The following is an 18,237-nucleotide window of genomic DNA, read 5'->3' on the forward strand; positions in this document are numbered from 1 at the left end:
CCGGGGAGTCCGCGCTCGGGGGAGCGATCCCGGTGGTGCCCCCGCCGCCGCCCCCGCCGCCCGGTCCGCCCGCTCCGCCGCCGCCCGCGCGTCCCCCGCCGGCGGTCGCCATCGGGGCCGCGAGGAAGGGACCCGGCAGGACCAGGCCGCTCAGCCCACCGGTCCCGCCGGCGCCACCCCTGTTACCGGTGCTCCCGCTGCCGCCGGAGGTGCCGTTCTCCGTCGCCGCGCCGCCCCCGCCACCGGACGCCGACGCGGCGCCGCCACCCGGGGTCCCGCCCTGGCCGACGAGAATCCGCGGGCGGCCCCGCTTCAGCTGGTCCAGCACGGCGCCCGAGAAGCGGCATTCGAGGTAGCCGCCCCCGCCACCGCCGGAACCGCCACCGCCGCCGCTTCCGCTGGCGCCGCCGCCCCCACCGCCACCGCCGGCCGAGCCGAGGTTGGAGTCCTCACCCCCGCCGCCACCGCCACCGCCGCCTCCCCCACCACCGCCGCCGCCCCCGCCGCCCCCGCCGCCCCAGGCCCGGACGACCAGTTCGGTGGCGTCCGCCGGGACGCTGAAGGAGAAGGTGCCGGGCGTGTCGAAGACCTGTTCACCGCTCGCCGCGAGGGCCGGCGGTGCGGGCGGAGGGACGGCGGCCGAGGAGGTCTCGGCCAGTGCGGGGACGGCGGCCGGGAGGCTGCCGGCGACGGGCAGGACGAGGGCGAGCGCGCAGTGGCGCAGCAGCGCCACCGGGCGACGATGCGAGGAAGTCATGCCACCGACCCTTCGGCCGCCGCCCCGCCCCCGCAACCAGTGCGCCGCCGCCCGGCCGCCCCGTCTGCGCTGTTGGAGTGGCGCCAACCGCCATCCGGGCCACGCGCGTTCGGCCGGTCAGCCGCCACCTCCCGGCCGGTGGACGGTGAGGTCCCCGTACACGGACAGGGCACCCGCCAGGTCGCCGGGCCGGGCCCGCAGGGTGGCGTCCAGGAAGGCGAGGGTCGCCCCGGCGACGACGCGCGGGCTCTCGGTCCGCCCCAGGGTGCCGACGATCGTGGGCACCGGCGGCAGGTACAGCGGGCCGTCCATGAAGGTGAGGTGAGCAGCTCCGGGGATGGTGAGCCGGTAGTTCGTCGCGGTGCCGGAGCCGAGCGCCTCGGTGAGCCGGGGCAGGTAGCGCGCGTCGGTCGCCGGGGTGATGGCCTGGGTGAGCGCGAGCACCGGTCGGTCGAGGGCGGGCGTGGTGGGGCCGTGGGGGAAGCCGTCCAGGTCGATGACGGCGCCGAACCGGCGGTCCTGCCGGGCGGCCTGGAGGGCGGCCGCTCCGCCCATGGAGTGGCCGGTCACCGCGACCCGGCCGGTGTCCAGGCGTCCGCGCAGCGGGTCCGCGCCCTCGCCCCGGTCCAGGCCCTCCAACTGCGTGAGGACGAAGCCGAGGTCGGCGGCCCGGATCGCCGTCCAGCCGGCCGCGAGCTTCGCGTCCTCGTCCGCGTCGCCGCTGGACGAGGTCTCGGTGGTGACCGTCCGCCCGTCGGCGAGGACGACGGCGGCGGCGTCGTACGGGTGGTCGACGGCGGCCACCAGGTAGCCGTGGCTGGCCAGTTCCTCCGCCCAGGCGGTGTTCTGGGTGCGCACGCCGCCCGAGCCGGGCGAGAACAGCACGACGGGGAACCGTCCCCCCGTGCCCTCCACCGGGGCGTCGAAGACCGAGTGGCTGCGCGCCTTCGGCACGCCGTCCAGCAGGAACCCCGGCAGGCCGACGCCGCCGGCCAGGGCGTCGGCGACGGTGCGCGCCTCCTGCTCGGTGCGGCCGAGGTACTGGGCGCGCTCGGCGCCGGCGGCGGAAGCCTGCGCCGGGTACCAGAGCTGGACGACGACGGTGCGCCGGTCGTCCGGGTCGGCGGTGAAGGTCTCGGGGCGGCCCGAGTCGGTCCACTGGACGACGCGGGTGCCGACCGCGAACTCGCCCGTCGGATCCGGGAATTCGGGCACCGGGAAGGCCCAGGCGGCCACCGGCCCGGCGGCGATCAGCCCGGCGCAGGCCAGCGTGCCCGGCAGCGCCAGCCACCAGCGGGCCCGCCAGGCCGGGCGGCGGCCGAAGCGACGTCGCAGCAGGGGGGCGGCGGCGAACGGCGCCGCAAGAGCAGCGCCGACCAGCACGGGCAGCAACTGCCAGCGCAGCCCCGTCACGGCCAGCACGAGCACCGACAGCAGCAGCACCGCCCCCGCCGCGACCGTGGCGCGCGGGCGGGCGGCAGGGGGCAACCAGCGCGCCACCACCAGCGCGAGGGCGCCCAGCAGGGCGAGGATTTCCAGGGGGGACATGAACAGTCCCGTGATGTTCTCGGTCACCCCGCGATGCTCGGCGGCGAGCCCGCGCGGCCACATCGATCCCCGGTCGCCGCCGCCTGCGACCGGAGGAGCATTCGAGCAGGCCGGATCGGCCGCCGTGCTGCGACCACGGGAGGTACGGGGCGGGGGCGGGGCTCCTCCTGTGGTCGTACCCGGGCGCGGGGCGATCCGACGGTGGGCGCATGTGCGTCGCCTCGTCCCCGGCCTACCGTGGCAGGGCCGATGCCGGAGCGACGAGGACGTGTGATGACCGAGGCAGCCGTGGGACCGCTCACCGCCCACCAGGTGCGGGAGCGCCTACGTCGGGGCTTCCGGCTGCCGCCCGCCGTGTGGGAGTCACTGCTCCCGGCGCTGCTCCTCGTCAACGTCGTGGCCACCCGCGCGCCGCACGAGCTGCCACTGGCCCTCGCCCTCACCGCCGCCCTCGCGCTGCCCCTGCTGTGGCGGCGCCGGGCCCCGCGCGCGGTGTTCGGCGCGGTGGTGGCCGCAGCGGCCGTCCAGTGGCTGACGGGTGTCCAACTGGAGGCGGACGTCGCCGTGTTGGTGGCCCTCTACACGGCGGCCGCGCACTCCGACCGGCGCGGCACGCTGGTCGCCGCCGCCGTCGCGGAGGCCGGGGTCCTGCTGGCCTGCCTGCGCTGGACGACCGAGGGCGCGTTCCTGACACCCTTTGTCGCAGCCACCGCGATGGTCGTCGCCGCCGCCGTCCTCGGGGTGAACGTGCGGACGACGCGCGCCCTGCTCGGCGCCGTGGAGGAACGGGCCGCCCGCCGGGAGCGGGAGCACGAGCAGCAGGCGCGGCTGGCCGTCGCCGAGGAGCGGACCCGCATCACCCGGGAGATGCACGACATCGTCACCCACAACCTGTCCGTCATGGTCGCGCTCACCGACGCCGCCGTCTACACGCAGCACCGGGCGCCCGAGCGGACCACCGCCGCGATGCTCCAGGTTGCCGAGACGGGCCGGCAGGCGCTGACCGACATGCGCCGCACCCTGGGCGTCCTGCGCGCCGACGAACCGGACGCGACCCGCCACCCGCTGCCCGGCATCGCCCAACTCGACGCCCTCGCCGAGCAAATGGGCGCCGCCGGACTGCCGACCCGGCTGGACCTCGACGGGGACCACGTCCGCGTCCCCGCCACCGCGCAGCTCACCGTCTACCGCCTGGTGCAGGAAGCCTTGACCAACACCCTCAAGCACGCCCCCACCGGCACCCGCGCGGACGTCCGGATCGTGTGCTCGGCCGCGGCCGTCACCGTGGACGTCACCGACGACGGCCCACGTCCGCCGGCCCCCGCCGCCGCACCGACTGGCCACGGCATCGCGGGCATGCGCGAACGCGCGGCCGCCTACGGGGGGAGCCTGCGCGCCGGGCCACGCCCGGGCGGCGGCTGGGGCGTCCACACCCGCCTCCACCTGGGCGGCAGCGGGACGGTGTCCGCATGACGATCCGCGTCCTGATCGCCGACGACGAGGCGCTGCTCCGGATGGCCTTCGCCACCGTCCTGGACTCCCAGCCCGACCTGGCAGCCGTCGGCGAGGCCGCGGACGGCGCCGAGGCAGTACGCCTGGTCCGGGAGCTGCGGCCCGACGTCGTCCTGATGGACGTCCGGATGCCCGGCGTCGACGGGATCGAGGCGACCCGGCAGGTCGTCGAGGCCTCGCCACAGACCAAGGTGCTGATCCTCACCACCTTCGACCTGGACGAGTACGCCTTCGCCGGACTCGGCGCCGGGGCCTCGGGGTTCCTGCTGAAGAACACCCGGCCCGAGGAGTTCCTCGGCGCGATCCGCAGCGTGGCGGCGGGCGACGCGGTGGTCTCCCCGCGGATCACCCGGCTCCTGCTGGAACAGGTCCGCCCCCTGCTCCCCGACGGCGGCAGCGGTGACGGCGACGACCCCGAGCGCGTCGAGCGGCTGCGCCGGCTGGACCGGCTCAGCGCGCGGGAGCGCGAGGTGCTGGTCCAGGCGGGCCGCGGCTTGTCGAACACCGAGATCGCGGGCACCCTGTACCTCGCCGAGGCGACCGTGAAGTCCCATCTGGGGCGGATCCTGCAGAAGCTCGAACTCCGCGACCGGGTCCAGGCGGTGGTGTTCGCCTACGAGAGCCGCCTGATCCACCCGTCCTGAGGTCGCCGCCGGGGCCCCAGGCCTTCGGGTGATCTCGAACGGGGCGGCGGCGCGGCGCCCGGATGACCGGGGCGGATCTTCGATAGGTGTGTGCGGCGGGCGGATCCGGCAGGCGGACACGCGCTTCGCCGGTCGCCGATTCCGCACTTATCGGAAGGATTCGAAAATCATGAAGCTCGTACGACGGATCGCCGCCGCCACCTGCGGCCTCACCCTCGCCCTGGGCGGCGTCGTCGCCCTCGCCCCGGCCGCGAACGCGACCCCGCAGGGCTGCTTCTACTACGTACTGGAGCACAAGCCGGACGCCGACGCGCAGGTCGCGGAGGACGCCTGCCTGATCGGCTCGGCCGGCGACCAGCAAGCCTTCCAGGACTGTTAGTGACTGTTTCTGATCCCTCACTCTGAGTACTCTTGAGATCTACGCTGAGGTCGTGTCGGATGGCGCGGAGCGGGTTGAACTTCCGGCGTGCGCGTCCTGCGGCGAGCGGCTCAGGCCGGGGTCGAGGGTGCACGCAAGGTTCTGCTCGCCGCGGTGTCGGGCCTGGCAGTGGCGTGTGGACCGCCGGCTGCGAAAGCGGGTGGCGGCGGAGCTGGCGGGTGACGGCCGGGCTGTGTGCCCGGTGTGCGAGGAGCGGTGGGTGGTCGGGGTGGACCGGCGCTCGGACGCCCGGTTCTGCTCGCGGCGGTGCGTGGTGAGGGCCTGGAGGGCGCGAAAGGAAACGTTCGCGGATCGGTCACAGTAAACGCTCCACGTACGGTTTCTGCGGTCACCCTCACCCCAACTTCGGTCATTCCGTGGTGACTTGTTGTGATCAGTGGATGTGCATACCGACTCTCGGTGTCGAGAGCGGGCCGTGTCCCGTCGCGGCCAACAGCCGTGCCCGGCCCGCGGGTTGGTAGTGAGAGCCATGCCCGAGAACGTCGAGATCGAGAAGGCCGACAAGATCGGTAATGTCAGCATCGAGCGGTACGCCGAGATCGTCGCCGAGCTGCGGAAGCTGGTGGAGACGGCCAGCCGGATCCAGTTCACGGTCGGCGACTACGCGCTGGAGGTCGAGCCGATGCGCGAGCAGGGCGGGTCGGGGCCGGCCGAGGAGCTCTTCACCGTGAAGGACTCGCTGTTCCGGCTCGCCGAGGACATCGGCTTGTCCTACTCGCAGCTGAAGACCGACCGGTGGACGTCGTCGAAGTGGCCGAAGGAGCGCCGGCAGGCCGGGGTGTCGTTCACGGTCCACCGCATCCTGGCTCGGATCGAGGACGAGGAGGAGCGGTTCGCCGCGATCCTGACGCCGCCGGACGGCAAGGCCCGCTGGACGCCGGACGAGGCGAAGCGGCGGGTCGGTTGGCAGGTCGCGAAGCCGGTCACCCCGCAGGAGAAGGTCAGCGCGATCCACTCGCTCGCGCAGGACGAGGAGGTCGCCGCGACGGTGACCGGCGACTTCCTGCGCCGCCCGGCGGTCGTCGCCCAGGTCAAGCCGGAGGACAAGGTCCGCGTCGTCGAGGAGCTGACCCGCGACGACGAGGTCGCTGCCGCGGTCGCCCCGGAGTTCCTGCGGCGCCCGGCGGTCGTCGCCCGGGTCGCGCCGGCCGAGAAGATGAAGGTGGTCGAGGAGCTGACCCGCGACGACCACGTCGCGGCGCAGGTGACCACCGGGCTGCTGCGTCGCCCCGACGTCGCGGCCCGGGCGATGGCCGACGACACCGCCCGCCACCAGGTCAACCACGCCCAGGTCGAGCGCGGACGGCAGGCCCGCGAACACTTCGAGCAGAACAGCCCGATCGCGCCGGCGATCCGCCGGATCGACCGGTCGGTGGAGTTCCTGGACCTGGTCACCGCCTGCCACGCGTTCGTCGCCGCGGCCGGCCGGGCCGTCCCGGGTCTGCGCGACCGGCAGCTGAGCTCGGACGAGAAGGCCATCGTCCACGAGCGGATCGCCGCCTGCCGGGCCACCCTCGACTGGATCGAGACCGCGGTGGACACCGGCAAGGTCGACGTCGACAGCGAGCTGGCCCGGCTCCTGACGGGCGAATACTGGGATGCCCCGGGCCTCCGACCGCAGGTCGCCCGCCGCCGAACGGCACGCCGACACCGTCCGCAAGGTCCTCTTCGAGGCCCGTCCCGCGGGGCTGACCTTCGACCAGCTCATCAGATGCAGTGAGCTCAGCAAGAGCCAGGTCAGGGCGGGCCTGGCCTGCCTGCGCGACATCATCGCCGAACGCGAGTGGCCGCCCCTGATCTGGAGCCGGACGGACGGCTACAAGTTCTGCTCCGACCCCGCCGAGCTGGAGGTCTACGAGATCGCGGTGATCCGCGAGAAGCTCACCGAGATCCGCCGCTTCCTCACCGGCGTCGTCGCCCCGCACGCCGCCCTCCAGCCCAAGGGGAGGTGGATCAAGCACCTGAACACCCAGCTCAACTCGGTGGAGTCCACGCTCGACGTGATCGCCCACTTCACCGACGCCTGACCGCCCTGGTCCGGCCGCCCCGGCGGCCGGACCAGGGCCTTCGCCTGAGGGGAGGCACCGCGTTGGCCCGGCGCCGCTGCTATCCGTCGGACACCTGGGACGACGAGTGGAAGCTGATCGAACCGCTCCTGCCGCCGCCGGCCTGCGAGAGCCCGGCGGGCGGGCGCCCGGAGAAGCACCCGCGCCGCGAGATCGTGGACGCGATCCGCTACGTCGTCGACACGGGATGCAAGTGGAGAGCCCTGCCGAGGGACTACCCGCCCTGGCGCACGGTTTGGGGGTTTATGTCGAGGTGGGCGGCGGCCGGCGTCGTCGGGCAGATCCGTGACCAGCTTCGCAAGCGCATCCGGCGCGACATGGGCCGGGCGCCCAACGCGGCGGCCACCGTCATCGACTCCCAGTCGGTGAAGGCGGCCGAGACCGTCGGGCGGGACTCGCGCGGCTACGACGGCGCGAAGAAGATCAACGGCCGGAAGCGTCACCTGGTCGTGGACACGAAGGGCCTGCCGCTGTTCGTCATGGTCACTCCCGCCGACGTCACCGACCGCGACGCGGCCAAGGAGGTCCTGTTCCGGCTTCGCCTGATGCACCCGGAGATCACCATCGTCTGGGCCGACTCCGGCTATGCCGGACAGCTCGTGACCTGGGCGAAGAAGTACCTGAACCTCACCCTCAAGACCGTCAACCGACCCCGGGACACCAAGGGCTTCGTCGTCCTGCCCCGCCGTTGGGTCGTCGAACGCTCGATCGCCTGGATCATGCACGCCCGCCGACACGCCAGGGACTACGAACGGTTGATCCAGCACTCCGAAACGTTGATCACCTGGGCCGCGATCACCATCATGACCAGGCGCATAACCCGCCGTCAGTCCCGCCGTTCCGGCCAGCCGAAGTCCCGCGAAGCCCAGCGGGACTGATCGTTCTCAAGGTGTCCCCGAGCACTCTGCCCCGGATCCACCCGAACCGCCGGAACGGGTTCCAGCATCCCACGACGTCCGGCTGGCTCGATCACCGGTGTTCTCGGCTCCCGGACCGACGAAGCCGGATGGCTTCACCTCCTCACGACACCGCCCCGGCTCACTTGGGCAATCGATCCGGGCTCGTTCGATCCCGACCTACGCGCATGAGTCCGGGACCTCTGAACAGAGGCACTGCGCCCGCTCCACCACAGACCGAGATCTCTGGGCTACATGGAGGATCCGGAGCCTGGTCGGGAGAGCGACAGGGGAGTGTACAGAGCACCGCCCCGCCCACACGGGGGGAGCGGCCATCCCCGAACGGACAGGACCAGCAGCATGCGCCTACGCACCACTGCCGCCGCCGCCCTCGGCGCCCTCACCCTCCTCCTCGCCGTCCCCAACACCGCCCACGCCGCCCACGGCGAGTTCCTCTACAAGGTCGGCCCCGGTATCCCGGCCGGCATGGTCGAGCCGGAGAGCGGTGACTGCATCAACCTCTTCGGCGCCACCGAGGAGCACCCGGCCTTCGCGCCGGAGAACTTCACGACCTCCACCGCCACCGTCTTCCTCGACTTCAACTGCGAGGGCGACACCTACTACGTGATGAACCCCGGCAAGAAGCTCGGCAACAGGCTCAAGCTCCGCTCGGTCATCTTCTCCTGAGCACCTGCCACACGGCGGGAAGGACCCCGCACAGGGTGCTTCCCGCCGTGTGCACAGCCAACACCACGTCACCCCCCGGGCCGGCGTCACCCCGGGGCCACGGACAACGGCGGGGCGCAGGCCCAACGGGACAACGACGGCGACCAGGATTCAGTCGCTTCGGTCCCTGCCATGGCCCTGGACTGCGTGGGGACGCAGCGGCCGCACCACCGCAACGCTCTGCGGGAGACCGGCGCCCCCTCGGAGCACAAGCGGCCCGGCGTCGTCAGCCCGCCTGCCGCAAACCGTCGCCGGCGCCGAGGACGTCATCGAAGTGATGCGCCCACAGCATGCTTACCAGGCGGCAAGAGGAACCCCGGGCGGGCCCCTTGACGGTTGTTCGTGCTGGCGTCTGGGCATGGAGGTTCGCTCAGGGCGGATAGTCACACCTGGGGAGGAGTTCGGTGCGTGGGAGGCCGGTGTCGTCGACATCCCGCGCACGACGCCGGGACCGACGTTCGCCCGTTCGAGTTACCCGAGGGCGAGTTGGCGGAGCCTCGGCCGACCTGTTGGCGACCCTGGTGCGGACGCGACCCGCGACGGTGCGGGGCGCTGAAGCGAAGAGAGCAGGGTGAGCGGCGATGGTCCGCAGCGGGTCGATTCAGGGCTTCTTCGGCAGGTCGCTGGCGGTGGGGTGCGCGCTGACGGGGCTCGTCGCCGGAACGGCGTGGGCGAGTGGGCAGGAGGTTTCGCAATCGCGCGCGGCGGTAGAAGCGGTGGCGGCGAAGGCCGTGGCGGCGAGGCCCTCGAACTCCGACCTCTACGTGGTCCGGATCGACCCGGACCCGGCTCCGCCCGGCGGCGAGACCGTGCTGCACGCCTTCGTCGGCAACCTCGGACCGGACCGGACGGCCTCGCCGTTCACCATCGTGGTCACCCTGCCCGAGGGGGTCACCTCGGAGGAGCCGTACTTCCCGGAGGACTGCTACCCGTTCCAGAACGGCCACAAGGTGCGCTGCACCTTCCCCGCCGGGCTGGGGCAGTTCCGCAGCGCCACGGCACAGATCCCGCTGCGGCTGGGCCCCGGCGTCCCGCTCGGCACGCTGACGGGCGGCTACGTCAAGGTACGCAGCGACGACGACCGGAACGAGGCGAACAACCGGCAGCCGTTCGAGATCCAGGTCGTCGAGACCACCGAGGGGTGACCGGAACTCCGACCGCTCCGCAGCTCGTTCGAGGAGACCGGACGGCCACTCGCTCCACGCGGTGAGGCGCAGAGCGAGCGGTCGGCAGGTCGCTTCGCATGCCATCAGAAACAGGCACTTACCACCTCCTGCGCGAGGACTACGTCCCGGCGGTCATCGCCGGGAACGCCTGCCGCCGCGCGGCGCAGCAGTAGCGGCGGGCTCGGCCGTCCCCCCGGCCTGGCCGGGGGGACACGCGCCGCCGACGTTCCGTCACCACTCAGGGAGAGACATGCGCATTCGGACCGGCCTCGCGGCCGCCGCCCTGGCCGTACTCGGCGTCCTGGCCACCGCCGGCGGCGCCGTCGCCGACGACTTCGACGTCCAGATCGGCCAGAACATCGACGTCCCGCTGCCACAGGGCGCCTGCAACCACGCCGAGCTACTGGCCGTCCCCATCAATGTGATCCCGGGCGCCAACGCCTCGTGCCAGAGCGGCGGGTGATTTGACGCTCCGTCAGGCGGTGCCGAACTCGCCGTCCCGGAGCGCGGCGAGGAAGGCCCGCCAGGCGGGGGCGGGGAAGCGGAGGGCGGGACCGTCCGGGTCCTTGGAGTCCCGGACGGGGACAGCAGTAGGGAGGTTGGTGGCGACCTCGACGCACTGGCCGCCGTTGTCGCTGTGGGAGCTCTTGCGCCAGTGCGGAGCGGTGGAGGCAGCAATCGGCTTCATGGCACCACGGTAGCCAGACGCGGGCCGGAACGACAGCGGGCCCCGACCGGGAAATCCGGCCGGGGCTCCGCCATTTCACCACCGCGCGGACGATCGCACGCTCCGCCGCCCGCCCTGACGGCGACCCCGATCTGCCTGAGCCACACACTCCAGTACGACTAACAGTCCGCCGAGGACGGGACCGCCGAGCCCACCCGTCCAGGCCGCGGCCGACATGGCCGGTGAGATCGAGCGTCGCAGCTGACACGGCCTACAGCAACGGCAAGCGCGGCTGCGTCTTCCTCGGCACTGTCACCGCAGCATCCCTGTCATCCGGCTTCGGACGTGATCCACCGGACGGAACCCGGTTGCTACTCGACGGTGATGTCTTCGTAGGTGATCGTCACCTGTTCCGTGGCCGGTCCGGAATCGGCGGTTCCCAGCGACGGTCCCTCCCAGCGGGACGCCCAAGCGTTGCTGAGGTGAATGCGGCGGACGGTCTGCCTGTTCGCATCCTTCAACGCGATCGTGATGTTCTGGCGGGCAGCGTCGAGGTCGGCATTGACCAGAGTGGCCTTGATCCAGTCGGTGAACGCGGTGCTCTTGTCCATGCCACGGGTGATCGTGATCTCACCGGTCTTGCGAGCGCCCGGCTGCTTGCGAATGAGCAGCTCACCGGTCGGTGAGACCTGCCGAACCTCGACGACGTCCTGCTCCAGTTGCAGGCCCGAGACGGACTGAACTGTCTCAACCTGGAACTTGCCCAGTTCGATGGCGAAGGTGCTGCTACTGAACGAGTCACCGGTCAACACGATGTACGCCTCCCACTGCTCATGGCTGATGGGCCGGCGATCGCCTCCTCCGGCCCGCGAGGTACCTAACGTCACAAGCCCACGGAGGTCACCCGATCGGCCGGAGAGCTCCTACCGCCTGCCGAACTCGCCCTCCCGGAGGGCGGCGAGGAAGGCCCGCCAGGCGGGGGCGGGGAAGAGGAGAGCCGGGCCGTCCGGGTCCTTGGAGTCCCGGACGGGGACGGCGGTGGGGAGGTTGGTGGCGACCTCGACGCATTCGCCGCCGTTGTTGCTGTGGGAGCTCTTGCGCCAGTGGGGAGCGGCGGAGGCAGCAATCGGCTTCATGGCACCACGGTAGCCAGGCACAGGCCGGAACGACAGCGGGCCCCGACCGGGAAATCCGGTCAGGGCCCCGCTGTGAGGTGTCGTCAGACGGTGCCGAACTCGCCCGCTTGGACGCCGGCGACGAACGAGTGCCAGGCGGAGGCGGGGAAGACGAGGGCCGGACCCTCGGGGTCCTTGGAGTCGCGGACGGGGATGGTGCCCGGGAAGCTCGCGGAGACCTCGACGCATTCACCGCCGTTGTCGGAGTACGACGACTTGAACCAGGCCGCGTCGGATAGGTCGGGGTTCACGGAGCAAACTCCTTTCGAGCCTTGTGGATCAGTTCCAGGGAGGCCGCCTTGGGCAGTGCCTCCACCACCAGGTGATCGTACTCCCTCTCCCAGGCCATGACCCTTTCGCGCCTACGTTCGAGATACCCGCGAGCCTGGGACTCGGCGTAGCCGACAACCGAGCCGTCCGGAAGGTCCAGCAAGGTGATCGGCATCTTGAAGGGCAGGTTCTCCCCGAGCGCGAACGGTGCCACCTGGATAGTGACGTTCGGCCGGGCCGCCAACTCGATGATGTGGTCGAGCTGCTTGAGCATGACCTCAGCGCCACCGATCGGGCGGACGAGACAGCTCTCGTCCAGCACCGCGTGGACCAGCGGCGGCAGCTTCTTGTCGAGGATGCGCTGACGGCTCGCGAGGAAGTCGACTCGTTCGTCGGCCTCCGACTGCTTGATAGCCCCTCGCTGCACCGCCGCATAGGCCAATGCACGAGCGTACTCAGGGACCTGGAACAGCCCCGTGACGACGGTCAGCGAGAGAGACCGCAGACGACGACACTTCGCCTCGCCGTCCGCGTACTCCGCGAAGCCCTCCAGCAGGCTGGCTTTCGCATGTCTGCGCCAGAGTTCGTAGAAAGTACCCCCACTCTCGAACACCTCGTCGGCTTTAACAGCGAATTTCCTTGTTGGAGGACGCTTCGCTCGTTCGACGTACGAGACCAGGGTGTTGGAGTACCCCATGCGCTTCGAGAGGCCGACCTGCGACCACCCGCGCAACCTTCGTGACCTGTGGAGTTCCTGCCCGAAGCGAACGGCAGGAGATGACATGACGTCAACAACCAACTCGTCCATGAACGCTGGCACCTTTCACGCGCCGGGATGGTCAACGTTCAGACCCTGGCCATCGTAAACCGAACCGGTCCACCATGGCTACACCCCGTGAGAGATCCGGGACCCTGCGCAACCGATGGAGCCAACATGCCCAGTCGCCCCCGTATTCCCGCGTACAAGCCCGTTGTCGGCGAGGTCGTCCGGGACCTCGCGCACCGCAACCCCACCGGCCAGCCCACCGAGGCGGTCTACATGGACACCCTCGCCGGGCTTGCCTACCTCCGCCACGAAGCCGGCGGGTGCGAGTGGACCACCAAGCCCGAGCACATCCAGGCCCTCCCCAAGCCGCGCTTCATCCCCGTCCAGAAGCCCAGCCGGCCGCGCGCCGGCGACGCGGCGTGAGCCGTTCGCTCAAGCTGGTCGTCGCCGCCGTCGCCGTCCCCGCCCTGAGCGCGCTCGCCGCCGCGCTCGTCTGCTGGCCGATCCACGACGGGCCGTTCGGGCCGCAGTTGCTGATCTTCGGCCTCATCCTCGCGACCGGGATCAGCGCCGGCCTCCCCGCCTGCCTCTCCTGGCTCTCGCCCTCCCCCTCAACTCCCGATGAAGGAGCACACCTTGCTGAACCAGCTGCCCGAGATCCTCACCAACCCGCCGCGCCGCCGACTCGGTCACCAGGCGCTCATCCTCAACCGTGACGGCGCGATCCTCCTCGTCGGCACCGCCTACAAGTCCGGGCTGATGATGCCCGGCGGCAGTGCCGAGGCCAACGAGCTCCCCCACCTCGCCGCCCGCCGCCACACCGAGACCGAGACCGGCCTCGTCCTGCCCCTGCGCAGAATCCTCGCCACCGACTACGTCGACGCCCAACTCCTCCCCGAGGGCGTCAACTTCGTCTACTGGGGCGGGCGCCTGACGTCCGCCCAGGAGAGCACCGTCGCCCGCCACCGACCGCCGCACACCATCACCGGCGTCCACTGGCTCCACCAGGCCCAACTCCGCGACGCCATGGACACCGTCCAGCACCGCCGCACCACCCAGGCCCTCGACGCCCTCGCCCGCGGCGCCCACCTCCCCTTCCTCCTCCGCGGCATCCCCGCCGAGTAGCGGACAGCCCGGAGCCCCGGGCCACCCGCTCGCGCGAGGTGGCCCGGGGCTCCAGTGTCAGGGCCCGTGCCGACCGGTCAGCGTTCGAGGAGGGCGATCCGGATGGCCCGCTCGACGTGGGCAGCGGTGTTCTCGTGCCCTGCCGCGTTGGGGTGGACCAGGGTGGCGCGCTTGTGGAGGACCGTGCAGTCCAGGAACGTGCCGGCGACCGTGGCCGGCCAGTAGTCCGGGGCGTCGCCGCAGATTCCCTCGACCCACTTGGTCTCCGTGGGCTGGCAGGCGTCGTGGCCCACGCTGGAGTCGTAGACGTCGACATAGCGGTCGCCGAAGAACTCACTGACCCGCTTGATCGTGCTGTTCAGCTGCTTCAGGACGTCGTCCCGGAGCCAGTCGACGTCGGTGTGGGCGATCGGGCCGAGCTGGGTGAAGTCGGCGCGGTTGCAGGCGCTGCCCTCCTCCGGCAGGACGGCCGGGTAGCCGACCGTGACCACCTTGGCGTTGGGCGCGGCCTGGTGCACGTGGGCCAGCATCTCGATGTACTCGTCCTGGACCCGGGCCAGCTTGTCCTGGATGCTCTCCTCCCCCTCCGGAGGGTTGGTGTAGTGGTCGCGGCAGGACTTCCCGCCCTGGCCCAGTTCAAGGCACTTGAGGAGGAGGCCGCCGAAGGGCAGGCTGTTGCCGCCGACGCCGACGGTGACGACGTCGGTGTCCTCCCCCAGGTTGGCCCGCTTGACCTGGGGATCCACCGCGCTCCAGCCGCCCTCGGGACGCTGGACGGGGCTGACCGGCGTCTGCTTGTTCGTGGCGATGTCGGCGATGGTGGCATTGCCGCAGCTGGCGTTGGTCAGCCGGACGGGCTTGCCCGGCGGGAACTCCTCCAACTCCCGCTCGACCACACCGGGGTAGGCATCGGCGGTGCGGTCGCAGCCGTCCCGCGACACATCACCTAGCGCGGGCTGCGGGTCCCCGACGAACACACCGGCGGTGTACGAGTCGCCGAGCGCGGCCCACTCGTACTGGTCGGCCGCACCGGCGGAACCCGAGGGGAGGAGCACGGCCGCCGTGAGTGCGAGCCCGACGGCCAGGGCTCCGCCGCGCAGGCGGGAGACAGGGTTTCGCATGGATTCTCCAAAGTCGGCAAAGGGCGCCCCCGGAAGGGAAGTTGCCGGGGGCGCTGGGTACCTCTGCCAAGATCATCCGTGCCGGGCCGCCCGCCTCCTCGCCGAATCGGGCCCACCGCACCCGATCGAGCTAAATGATCGGATCATCCATGGACCGCATGCCGAGCCACTGTTCGGCACCCCAGGCCTCGAACCGCTCCACCTCGGTGAAGCCCAGCTTCGCCGCGAGCCGCATCGAAGCGAGGTTGGCCGACTGCGTGGTGAGCACCACCGGCTCACCGGGCAGTACTTCCGCCAGCCAGCCGAGTGCCGCCGCGCACGCCTCGGTGGCGTACCCGCGCCCCCACACCTCCGGCAGGAACAGGTAGCCGATATCGGCCTTCCCCACGGCCGCCGGGCGGCCGCGCCCCGGCACCCTCCGCAGCAGGATCTGACCGATCATCATCCCGTCGAGCTCGACGGCGAAACTCCCGGGCCACTGCTCGGGCACCTCGGGCAGCGACCGCTCCACCCTGTCCCGCGCCCGGGCGCCGCCGAGATAGGTGTGCACCTCCGGCGAGGCGAGCAGTTCGACGAACACCGCCCGGTCCCGCGCCTCGGGCGCCCGGAGCACCAGCCGCTCGGTCCTGATCTTCCCCGGTGGCCAGGCGGCCACAACTCCCAGATCATCCATCCACGCACGCTAACACGTACCCGAACCGACCCGGCCACGGGCGGCAGACGAGAATGCCGCCCAAGCACGCGCTCCTGAACGCCCCGTCGGCGCAGGCGTCCCGCCGTGCGGCGTCAGCCGTCACCGCCGACGCACAGGGCTTCGTACTCGCACACGTTGTGCATGCCTCGCACATGCCGTGCGCACCCAGCGGATCCGCCTTGTCCCGCGAACCCGTGGTCCCTAGCGTCGTTCATGCGGTCGCCGGGTTCCCCAGGCACCCGGAGCTCAGCGCCCCGACCGCTCCTGATCCCTGCCGGCCGGCCGACAGCGGGTCAGTGTCCGAGCCACTCGACGCCTTCGAGAGGAGCACCACCGTGACCGTCATGCTGACCGACTCGACGGAGCAGCGCCGCACCGTCCAGCCGCGGAACCCCAGGCACTTCGTGAAGCCCGAGGTGTGGGACCGCGAGATCGCGCTGCTGATGCGCGACCACCCCTTCGACGAGGTGATGGCGAACCGCCTGTTCGGCGCGGCCGTCTCCTACCTCATCACGGCGATCGAGAAGTGGGGCCAGCGGCTGGAGCTCTGCTGCGGCCGGATCGTCGACATCGCCGTCCACATCTTCATCCTCGACACGAAGAACTACCGGGACTTCTGCGCCGAGCACTTCGACGGCGGATTCCTGGAGCACATCCCGGCGATCGACTTCAAGTACGACGGCTCGGTCGAGCGCACGGCGCAGGTCATCGCGGACAACGGCTTCGAGGTGGACTGGAAGCTGTGGGAGGCGGACTACGCCAAGTGCGGGCCGTGCCACCCCGGCTCCAACTGCCACTGACCACCTGAAGCACGGCCAGGGCCCGGCGAGACGCGCCAGCGTATCGCCGGGCCCCACCCATTCGGCTGAATCCCCTCCATCCGTCCCAGCCCCCGCGGAGCACGGCGGTAGGTTGTCGCCACCTCGACACGGCCACCACCCACCGCCCCTGGAGGGCCCTCATGTCCAGCGCTTCCCTGCCTGGTTCCGCCTCCGAGTACTGGGACAAGTACCGGCCGCACCGGGGGGCCGAGCCCCAAACCCGGCCGCCCGCCGACCGGTTCGACTGGACCGGCGTCCCCGGTACCGGACCCGGGGCGGAGGTTCTGGGCGGGCCGAGGACGGCGCTCGACCTCGGCCCGGCGGAAGGGGAGAACGCCGCCTTCCTCGCCCGCTCCGGCGTCGACGTTGTCGGGGTGGACTTCTCCCCCGTCCAGGTGGCCCGGGCCAGGGCGTTCTGGCACGACCTGCCAAGCCTGCTGTTCGTGCAGGCCGAGGCCTGCACGTTCCTCGACACAGAGGGAGAACGGCAGTTCGACGCCGTCTACTCCACCTGGGGCGCCGTCTGGTTCACCGACCCGGAGGAACTGTTCCCGCGCGTCCTCCGTCGGCTCACCCCCGGCGGCGTCTTCGCCTTCTCTCACCGAGAGCCCGCAACAGGAACGTACGGGGCGCAACCGATGGGTGGGCGGTGGCTGGAGGGGAGGGAGACCGAGCTCACCGTCCGGCGTTGGCAGCACACCGCCGAGCAGTGGGCCGACACATTGAAGCGTCACGGCTTCACCGACATCGACGCCCAGGTGGTGCCCTCTCCGGAGGCCGGCGCGCTCGGCACCCTGCTGGTCCGCGGGCGCGGCTGAGCCACGACGGCCGTGCCCGCGCGCCCTGTTGAGCGCCCCCCGCGCCGCGCTACCTTGATGGAACTGTCGGCTCTGGGAAGGAGTCGTGTTGCGGACGACGCACCAGGTCGACATCCCAGCCGTACTCCGCGCAGCCCGGGCGGTGAAGCAGGCAACCATGGCGGAGGTGGGAGCCCACACCGGGTACTCAGCCTCCGCCATATCCCGAATCCTCAGCGGCCGTATGACCGTCGGAGATGCCGCCCTCCGGAAGATCGCCGGATACCTCGACATTCCGCCCCGGCACCTCGGCCTCGTCCCCGACACCGCCCGACATGCCCCAACCTCGGCCGCGCCACCGCCGGTTGCTACTAGGGTGACGACAGGTCGAGGGTCGGAGGACGAAGTGCGACGTAGGAGCTTCCTCGCGCTGGGAGCCGCAACAGGTGTCGGCAGCGCGATCGCCGGTGCAGGCGCCCAACCGGCCGACGCGCAGCCGGTCGTCGTGCCGCCCGGCTCCGACCCTCTGGAGCAGGCCCTGTTCAGCCCGGCGGTTCCGATCACCCTTCCGGACCTCGGCGCCGCACTCTCGCGAGCCCGGGCCGACTTCCGTGCCGCCCGCTACAACCGGCTTCGCACCTCGCTGCCGGCTCTGCTCTCCGGAGCGGAAGCGGAGCGGGACGCCGCAGTGAGCGGGCTACGGAGAGAGAAGGCACACGCCGCCCTGGCCCGCGCCCACGTCCTCGCAACCGAGCTGGCCGTCAAGGACAGCGCGGACTACGCCTGGGTCACCGCCGACCGCGCCCTGACCGCCGCGCGCGCCTCCGGCTCCCCCGTCGTCCTCGGGGAGGCGGCACGAGTCCTGGCCATCACCATGCGCCGCTCCGGACGCATCACCTCCGCCGTCCGGTTGCTCACCTCCACGGCCGCCGGCCTCGACGACAGCCACACCGCCGACGCCCTGGCCGTCCGGACGTCACTGCTGCTGACCGCCGCCTGCACCGCCGCCACCGGCGGTGCAGGCGGCGCCGCGTACGACCAGCTGGA

General features: G+C 71.7%; 21 protein-coding genes and 3 pseudogenes. 15 read left to right on the plus strand and 9 right to left on the minus strand.

Annotated features, from left to right (window positions below; translation table 11 throughout):
* Positions 1–757, minus strand: a pseudogene (locus tag AB0N76_RS35600) (hypothetical protein); the annotation flags it as partial.
* A gap of 117 nt (positions 758–874) precedes the next feature.
* Positions 875–2,305, minus strand: a complete 1,431-nt coding sequence (locus AB0N76_RS35605) for a hypothetical protein (protein ID WP_363564544.1) — start codon at positions 2,303–2,305, stop codon at positions 875–877.
* 273 nt (positions 2,306–2,578) lie between these two features.
* On the opposite strand from AB0N76_RS35605, the gene AB0N76_RS35610 reads away from it, so the two are divergent.
* From AB0N76_RS35610 to AB0N76_RS35650, 9 genes are all read left to right on the plus strand, one after another.
* On the plus strand, positions 2,579–3,778 hold the full coding sequence (locus AB0N76_RS35610) for a histidine kinase (protein WP_363564508.1): 1,200 nt from the start codon (positions 2,579–2,581) through the stop codon (positions 3,776–3,778).
* Positions 3,775–4,461 carry a response regulator transcription factor gene (locus AB0N76_RS35615; RefSeq protein ID WP_363564510.1) on the plus strand — a complete coding sequence of 229 codons (687 nt, stop codon included), beginning with the start codon at positions 3,775–3,777 and terminating at the stop codon, positions 4,459–4,461. The genes AB0N76_RS35610 and AB0N76_RS35615 overlap by 4 nt, the downstream gene beginning before the upstream one ends.
* A gap of 169 nt (positions 4,462–4,630) precedes the next feature.
* On the plus strand, positions 4,631–4,840 hold the full coding sequence (locus AB0N76_RS35620) for a hypothetical protein (protein ID WP_363564512.1): 210 nt from the start codon (positions 4,631–4,633) through the stop codon (positions 4,838–4,840).
* Between the two features lie 529 nt (positions 4,841–5,369).
* The gene (locus AB0N76_RS35625; protein WP_363564514.1) at positions 5,370–6,620 is read left to right on the plus strand and encodes a DUF6192 family protein; all 1,251 of its coding nucleotides are present in this window, start codon (positions 5,370–5,372) and stop codon (positions 6,618–6,620) included.
* Positions 6,607–6,927 (plus strand): RacP protein, encoded by a 321-nt coding sequence (locus AB0N76_RS35630; protein WP_363564546.1) that lies wholly within the window; start codon positions 6,607–6,609, stop codon positions 6,925–6,927. The genes AB0N76_RS35625 and AB0N76_RS35630 overlap by 14 nt, the downstream gene beginning before the upstream one ends.
* Before the next feature lie 62 nt (positions 6,928–6,989).
* Complete coding sequence (locus AB0N76_RS35635) at positions 6,990–7,844, plus strand: IS5 family transposase (RefSeq protein WP_363564516.1); 855 nt, start codon at positions 6,990–6,992, stop codon at positions 7,842–7,844.
* 378 nt (positions 7,845–8,222) lie between these two features.
* The gene (locus AB0N76_RS35640; RefSeq protein WP_363564518.1) at positions 8,223–8,549 is read left to right on the plus strand and encodes a hypothetical protein; all 327 of its coding nucleotides are present in this window, start codon (positions 8,223–8,225) and stop codon (positions 8,547–8,549) included.
* Between the two features lie 755 nt (positions 8,550–9,304).
* The gene (locus AB0N76_RS35645) at positions 9,305–9,733 is read left to right on the plus strand and encodes a hypothetical protein (protein WP_363564520.1); all 429 of its coding nucleotides are present in this window, start codon (positions 9,305–9,307) and stop codon (positions 9,731–9,733) included.
* Between the two features lie 271 nt (positions 9,734–10,004).
* Positions 10,005–10,217, plus strand: a complete 213-nt coding sequence (locus tag AB0N76_RS35650; RefSeq protein WP_363564522.1) for a hypothetical protein — start codon at positions 10,005–10,007, stop codon at positions 10,215–10,217.
* Between the two features lie 12 nt (positions 10,218–10,229).
* Here the strand turns inward: AB0N76_RS35650 and AB0N76_RS35655 are convergent, their stop codons facing one another.
* The 5 genes from AB0N76_RS35655 to AB0N76_RS35675 form a co-directional block, all read right to left on the minus strand.
* Entirely contained in the window at positions 10,230–10,442 is a 213-nt protein-coding gene (locus AB0N76_RS35655; RefSeq protein ID WP_363564524.1) for a DUF397 domain-containing protein, read from the minus strand.
* Positions 10,443–10,792: 350 nt separating this feature from the next.
* Positions 10,793–11,233, minus strand: a complete 441-nt coding sequence (locus tag AB0N76_RS35660; RefSeq protein WP_363564526.1) for a phage tail protein — start codon at positions 11,231–11,233, stop codon at positions 10,793–10,795.
* Positions 11,234–11,344: 111 nt separating this feature from the next.
* Entirely contained in the window at positions 11,345–11,557 is a 213-nt protein-coding gene (locus AB0N76_RS35665; protein ID WP_363564528.1) for a DUF397 domain-containing protein, read from the minus strand.
* A gap of 83 nt (positions 11,558–11,640) precedes the next feature.
* Positions 11,641–11,847: a DUF397 domain-containing protein gene (locus AB0N76_RS35670; protein ID WP_363564530.1), complete on the minus strand. Its 207-nt coding sequence runs from the start codon at positions 11,845–11,847 to the stop codon at positions 11,641–11,643.
* Positions 11,844–12,674 carry a helix-turn-helix transcriptional regulator gene (locus tag AB0N76_RS35675; RefSeq protein ID WP_363564532.1) on the minus strand — a complete coding sequence of 277 codons (831 nt, stop codon included), beginning with the start codon at positions 12,672–12,674 and terminating at the stop codon, positions 11,844–11,846. Before AB0N76_RS35675 ends, AB0N76_RS35670 begins: the two co-directional genes overlap by 4 nt.
* Positions 12,675–12,800: 126 nt before the next feature.
* Here AB0N76_RS35675 and AB0N76_RS35680 point away from each other — a divergent pair, with 126 nt between their 5' ends.
* Both AB0N76_RS35680 and AB0N76_RS35685 read left to right on the plus strand, forming a co-directional pair.
* On the plus strand, positions 12,801–13,055 hold the full coding sequence (locus tag AB0N76_RS35680) for a hypothetical protein (RefSeq protein ID WP_363564534.1): 255 nt from the start codon (positions 12,801–12,803) through the stop codon (positions 13,053–13,055).
* Positions 13,056–13,268: 213 nt separating this feature from the next.
* Positions 13,269–13,757, plus strand: coding sequence for an NUDIX hydrolase (locus tag AB0N76_RS35685; protein WP_363564536.1), 489 nt, complete (start codon positions 13,269–13,271; stop codon positions 13,755–13,757).
* Between the two features lie 77 nt (positions 13,758–13,834).
* Here AB0N76_RS35685 and AB0N76_RS35690 read toward each other — a convergent pair whose 3' ends face one another.
* Together AB0N76_RS35690 and AB0N76_RS35695 are read right to left on the minus strand one after the other, a co-directional pair.
* Positions 13,835–14,878, minus strand: coding sequence for an SGNH/GDSL hydrolase family protein (locus tag AB0N76_RS35690; RefSeq protein ID WP_363564538.1), 1,044 nt, complete (start codon positions 14,876–14,878; stop codon positions 13,835–13,837).
* Positions 14,879–15,008: 130 nt separating this feature from the next.
* Positions 15,009–15,551 carry a GNAT family N-acetyltransferase gene (locus AB0N76_RS35695; RefSeq protein WP_363564540.1) on the minus strand — a complete coding sequence of 181 codons (543 nt, stop codon included), beginning with the start codon at positions 15,549–15,551 and terminating at the stop codon, positions 15,009–15,011.
* 365 nt (positions 15,552–15,916) lie between these two features.
* Here AB0N76_RS35695 and AB0N76_RS35700 point away from each other — a divergent pair, with 365 nt between their 5' ends.
* The 4 genes and pseudogenes from AB0N76_RS35700 to AB0N76_RS35715 form a co-directional block, all read left to right on the plus strand.
* Positions 15,917–16,372, plus strand: a complete 456-nt coding sequence (locus AB0N76_RS35700) for a hypothetical protein (protein WP_363564548.1) — start codon at positions 15,917–15,919, stop codon at positions 16,370–16,372.
* 161 nt (positions 16,373–16,533) lie between these two features.
* A complete protein-coding gene (locus AB0N76_RS35705; protein ID WP_363564542.1) occupies positions 16,534–17,211 on the plus strand; it encodes a class I SAM-dependent methyltransferase in 678 nt (225 codons plus the stop codon).
* An 85-nt stretch (positions 17,212–17,296) separates the two neighbouring features.
* Positions 17,297–17,482, plus strand: a pseudogene (locus AB0N76_RS35710) (helix-turn-helix transcriptional regulator); the annotation flags it as partial.
* Positions 17,483–17,596: 114 nt separating this feature from the next.
* Positions 17,597–18,237: pseudogene (locus AB0N76_RS35715) on the plus strand (XRE family transcriptional regulator); the annotation flags it as partial.

This window comes from Kitasatospora sp. NPDC093806 (genome assembly GCF_040683335.1).
GTDB lineage: Bacteria > Actinomycetota > Actinomycetes > Streptomycetales > Streptomycetaceae > Kitasatospora.

Excerpts from the sequence above, each read along its gene's own strand:
- AB0N76_RS35605 (WP_363564544.1), bottom strand. The coding sequence starts at position 2,305 with ATGTCCCCCCTGGAAATCCTCGCCCTGCTGGGCGCCCTCGCGCTGGTG.
- AB0N76_RS35610 (WP_363564508.1), top strand. The coding sequence starts at position 2,579 with ATGACCGAGGCAGCCGTGGGACCGCTCACCGCCCACCAGGTGCGGGAG.
- AB0N76_RS35620 (WP_363564512.1), top strand. The coding sequence starts at position 4,631 with ATGAAGCTCGTACGACGGATCGCCGCCGCCACCTGCGGCCTCACCCTC.
- AB0N76_RS35655 (WP_363564524.1), bottom strand. The coding sequence starts at position 10,442 with ATGAAGCCGATTGCTGCCTCCACCGCTCCGCACTGGCGCAAGAGCTCC.
- AB0N76_RS35690 (WP_363564538.1), bottom strand. The coding sequence starts at position 14,878 with ATGCGAAACCCTGTCTCCCGCCTGCGCGGCGGAGCCCTGGCCGTCGGG.
- AB0N76_RS35675 (WP_363564532.1), bottom strand. The coding sequence starts at position 12,674 with ATGGACGAGTTGGTTGTTGACGTCATGTCATCTCCTGCCGTTCGCTTC.
- AB0N76_RS35700 (WP_363564548.1), top strand. The coding sequence starts at position 15,917 with ATGCTGACCGACTCGACGGAGCAGCGCCGCACCGTCCAGCCGCGGAAC.
- AB0N76_RS35640 (WP_363564518.1), top strand. The coding sequence starts at position 8,223 with ATGCGCCTACGCACCACTGCCGCCGCCGCCCTCGGCGCCCTCACCCTC.
- AB0N76_RS35680 (WP_363564534.1), top strand. The coding sequence starts at position 12,801 with ATGCCCAGTCGCCCCCGTATTCCCGCGTACAAGCCCGTTGTCGGCGAG.
- AB0N76_RS35705 (WP_363564542.1), top strand. The coding sequence starts at position 16,534 with ATGTCCAGCGCTTCCCTGCCTGGTTCCGCCTCCGAGTACTGGGACAAG.
- AB0N76_RS35695 (WP_363564540.1), bottom strand. The coding sequence starts at position 15,551 with ATGGATGATCTGGGAGTTGTGGCCGCCTGGCCACCGGGGAAGATCAGG.
- AB0N76_RS35615 (WP_363564510.1), top strand. The coding sequence starts at position 3,775 with ATGACGATCCGCGTCCTGATCGCCGACGACGAGGCGCTGCTCCGGATG.
- AB0N76_RS35650 (WP_363564522.1), top strand. The coding sequence starts at position 10,005 with ATGCGCATTCGGACCGGCCTCGCGGCCGCCGCCCTGGCCGTACTCGGC.
- AB0N76_RS35625 (WP_363564514.1), top strand. The coding sequence starts at position 5,370 with ATGCCCGAGAACGTCGAGATCGAGAAGGCCGACAAGATCGGTAATGTC.
- AB0N76_RS35665 (WP_363564528.1), bottom strand. The coding sequence starts at position 11,557 with ATGAAGCCGATTGCTGCCTCCGCCGCTCCCCACTGGCGCAAGAGCTCC.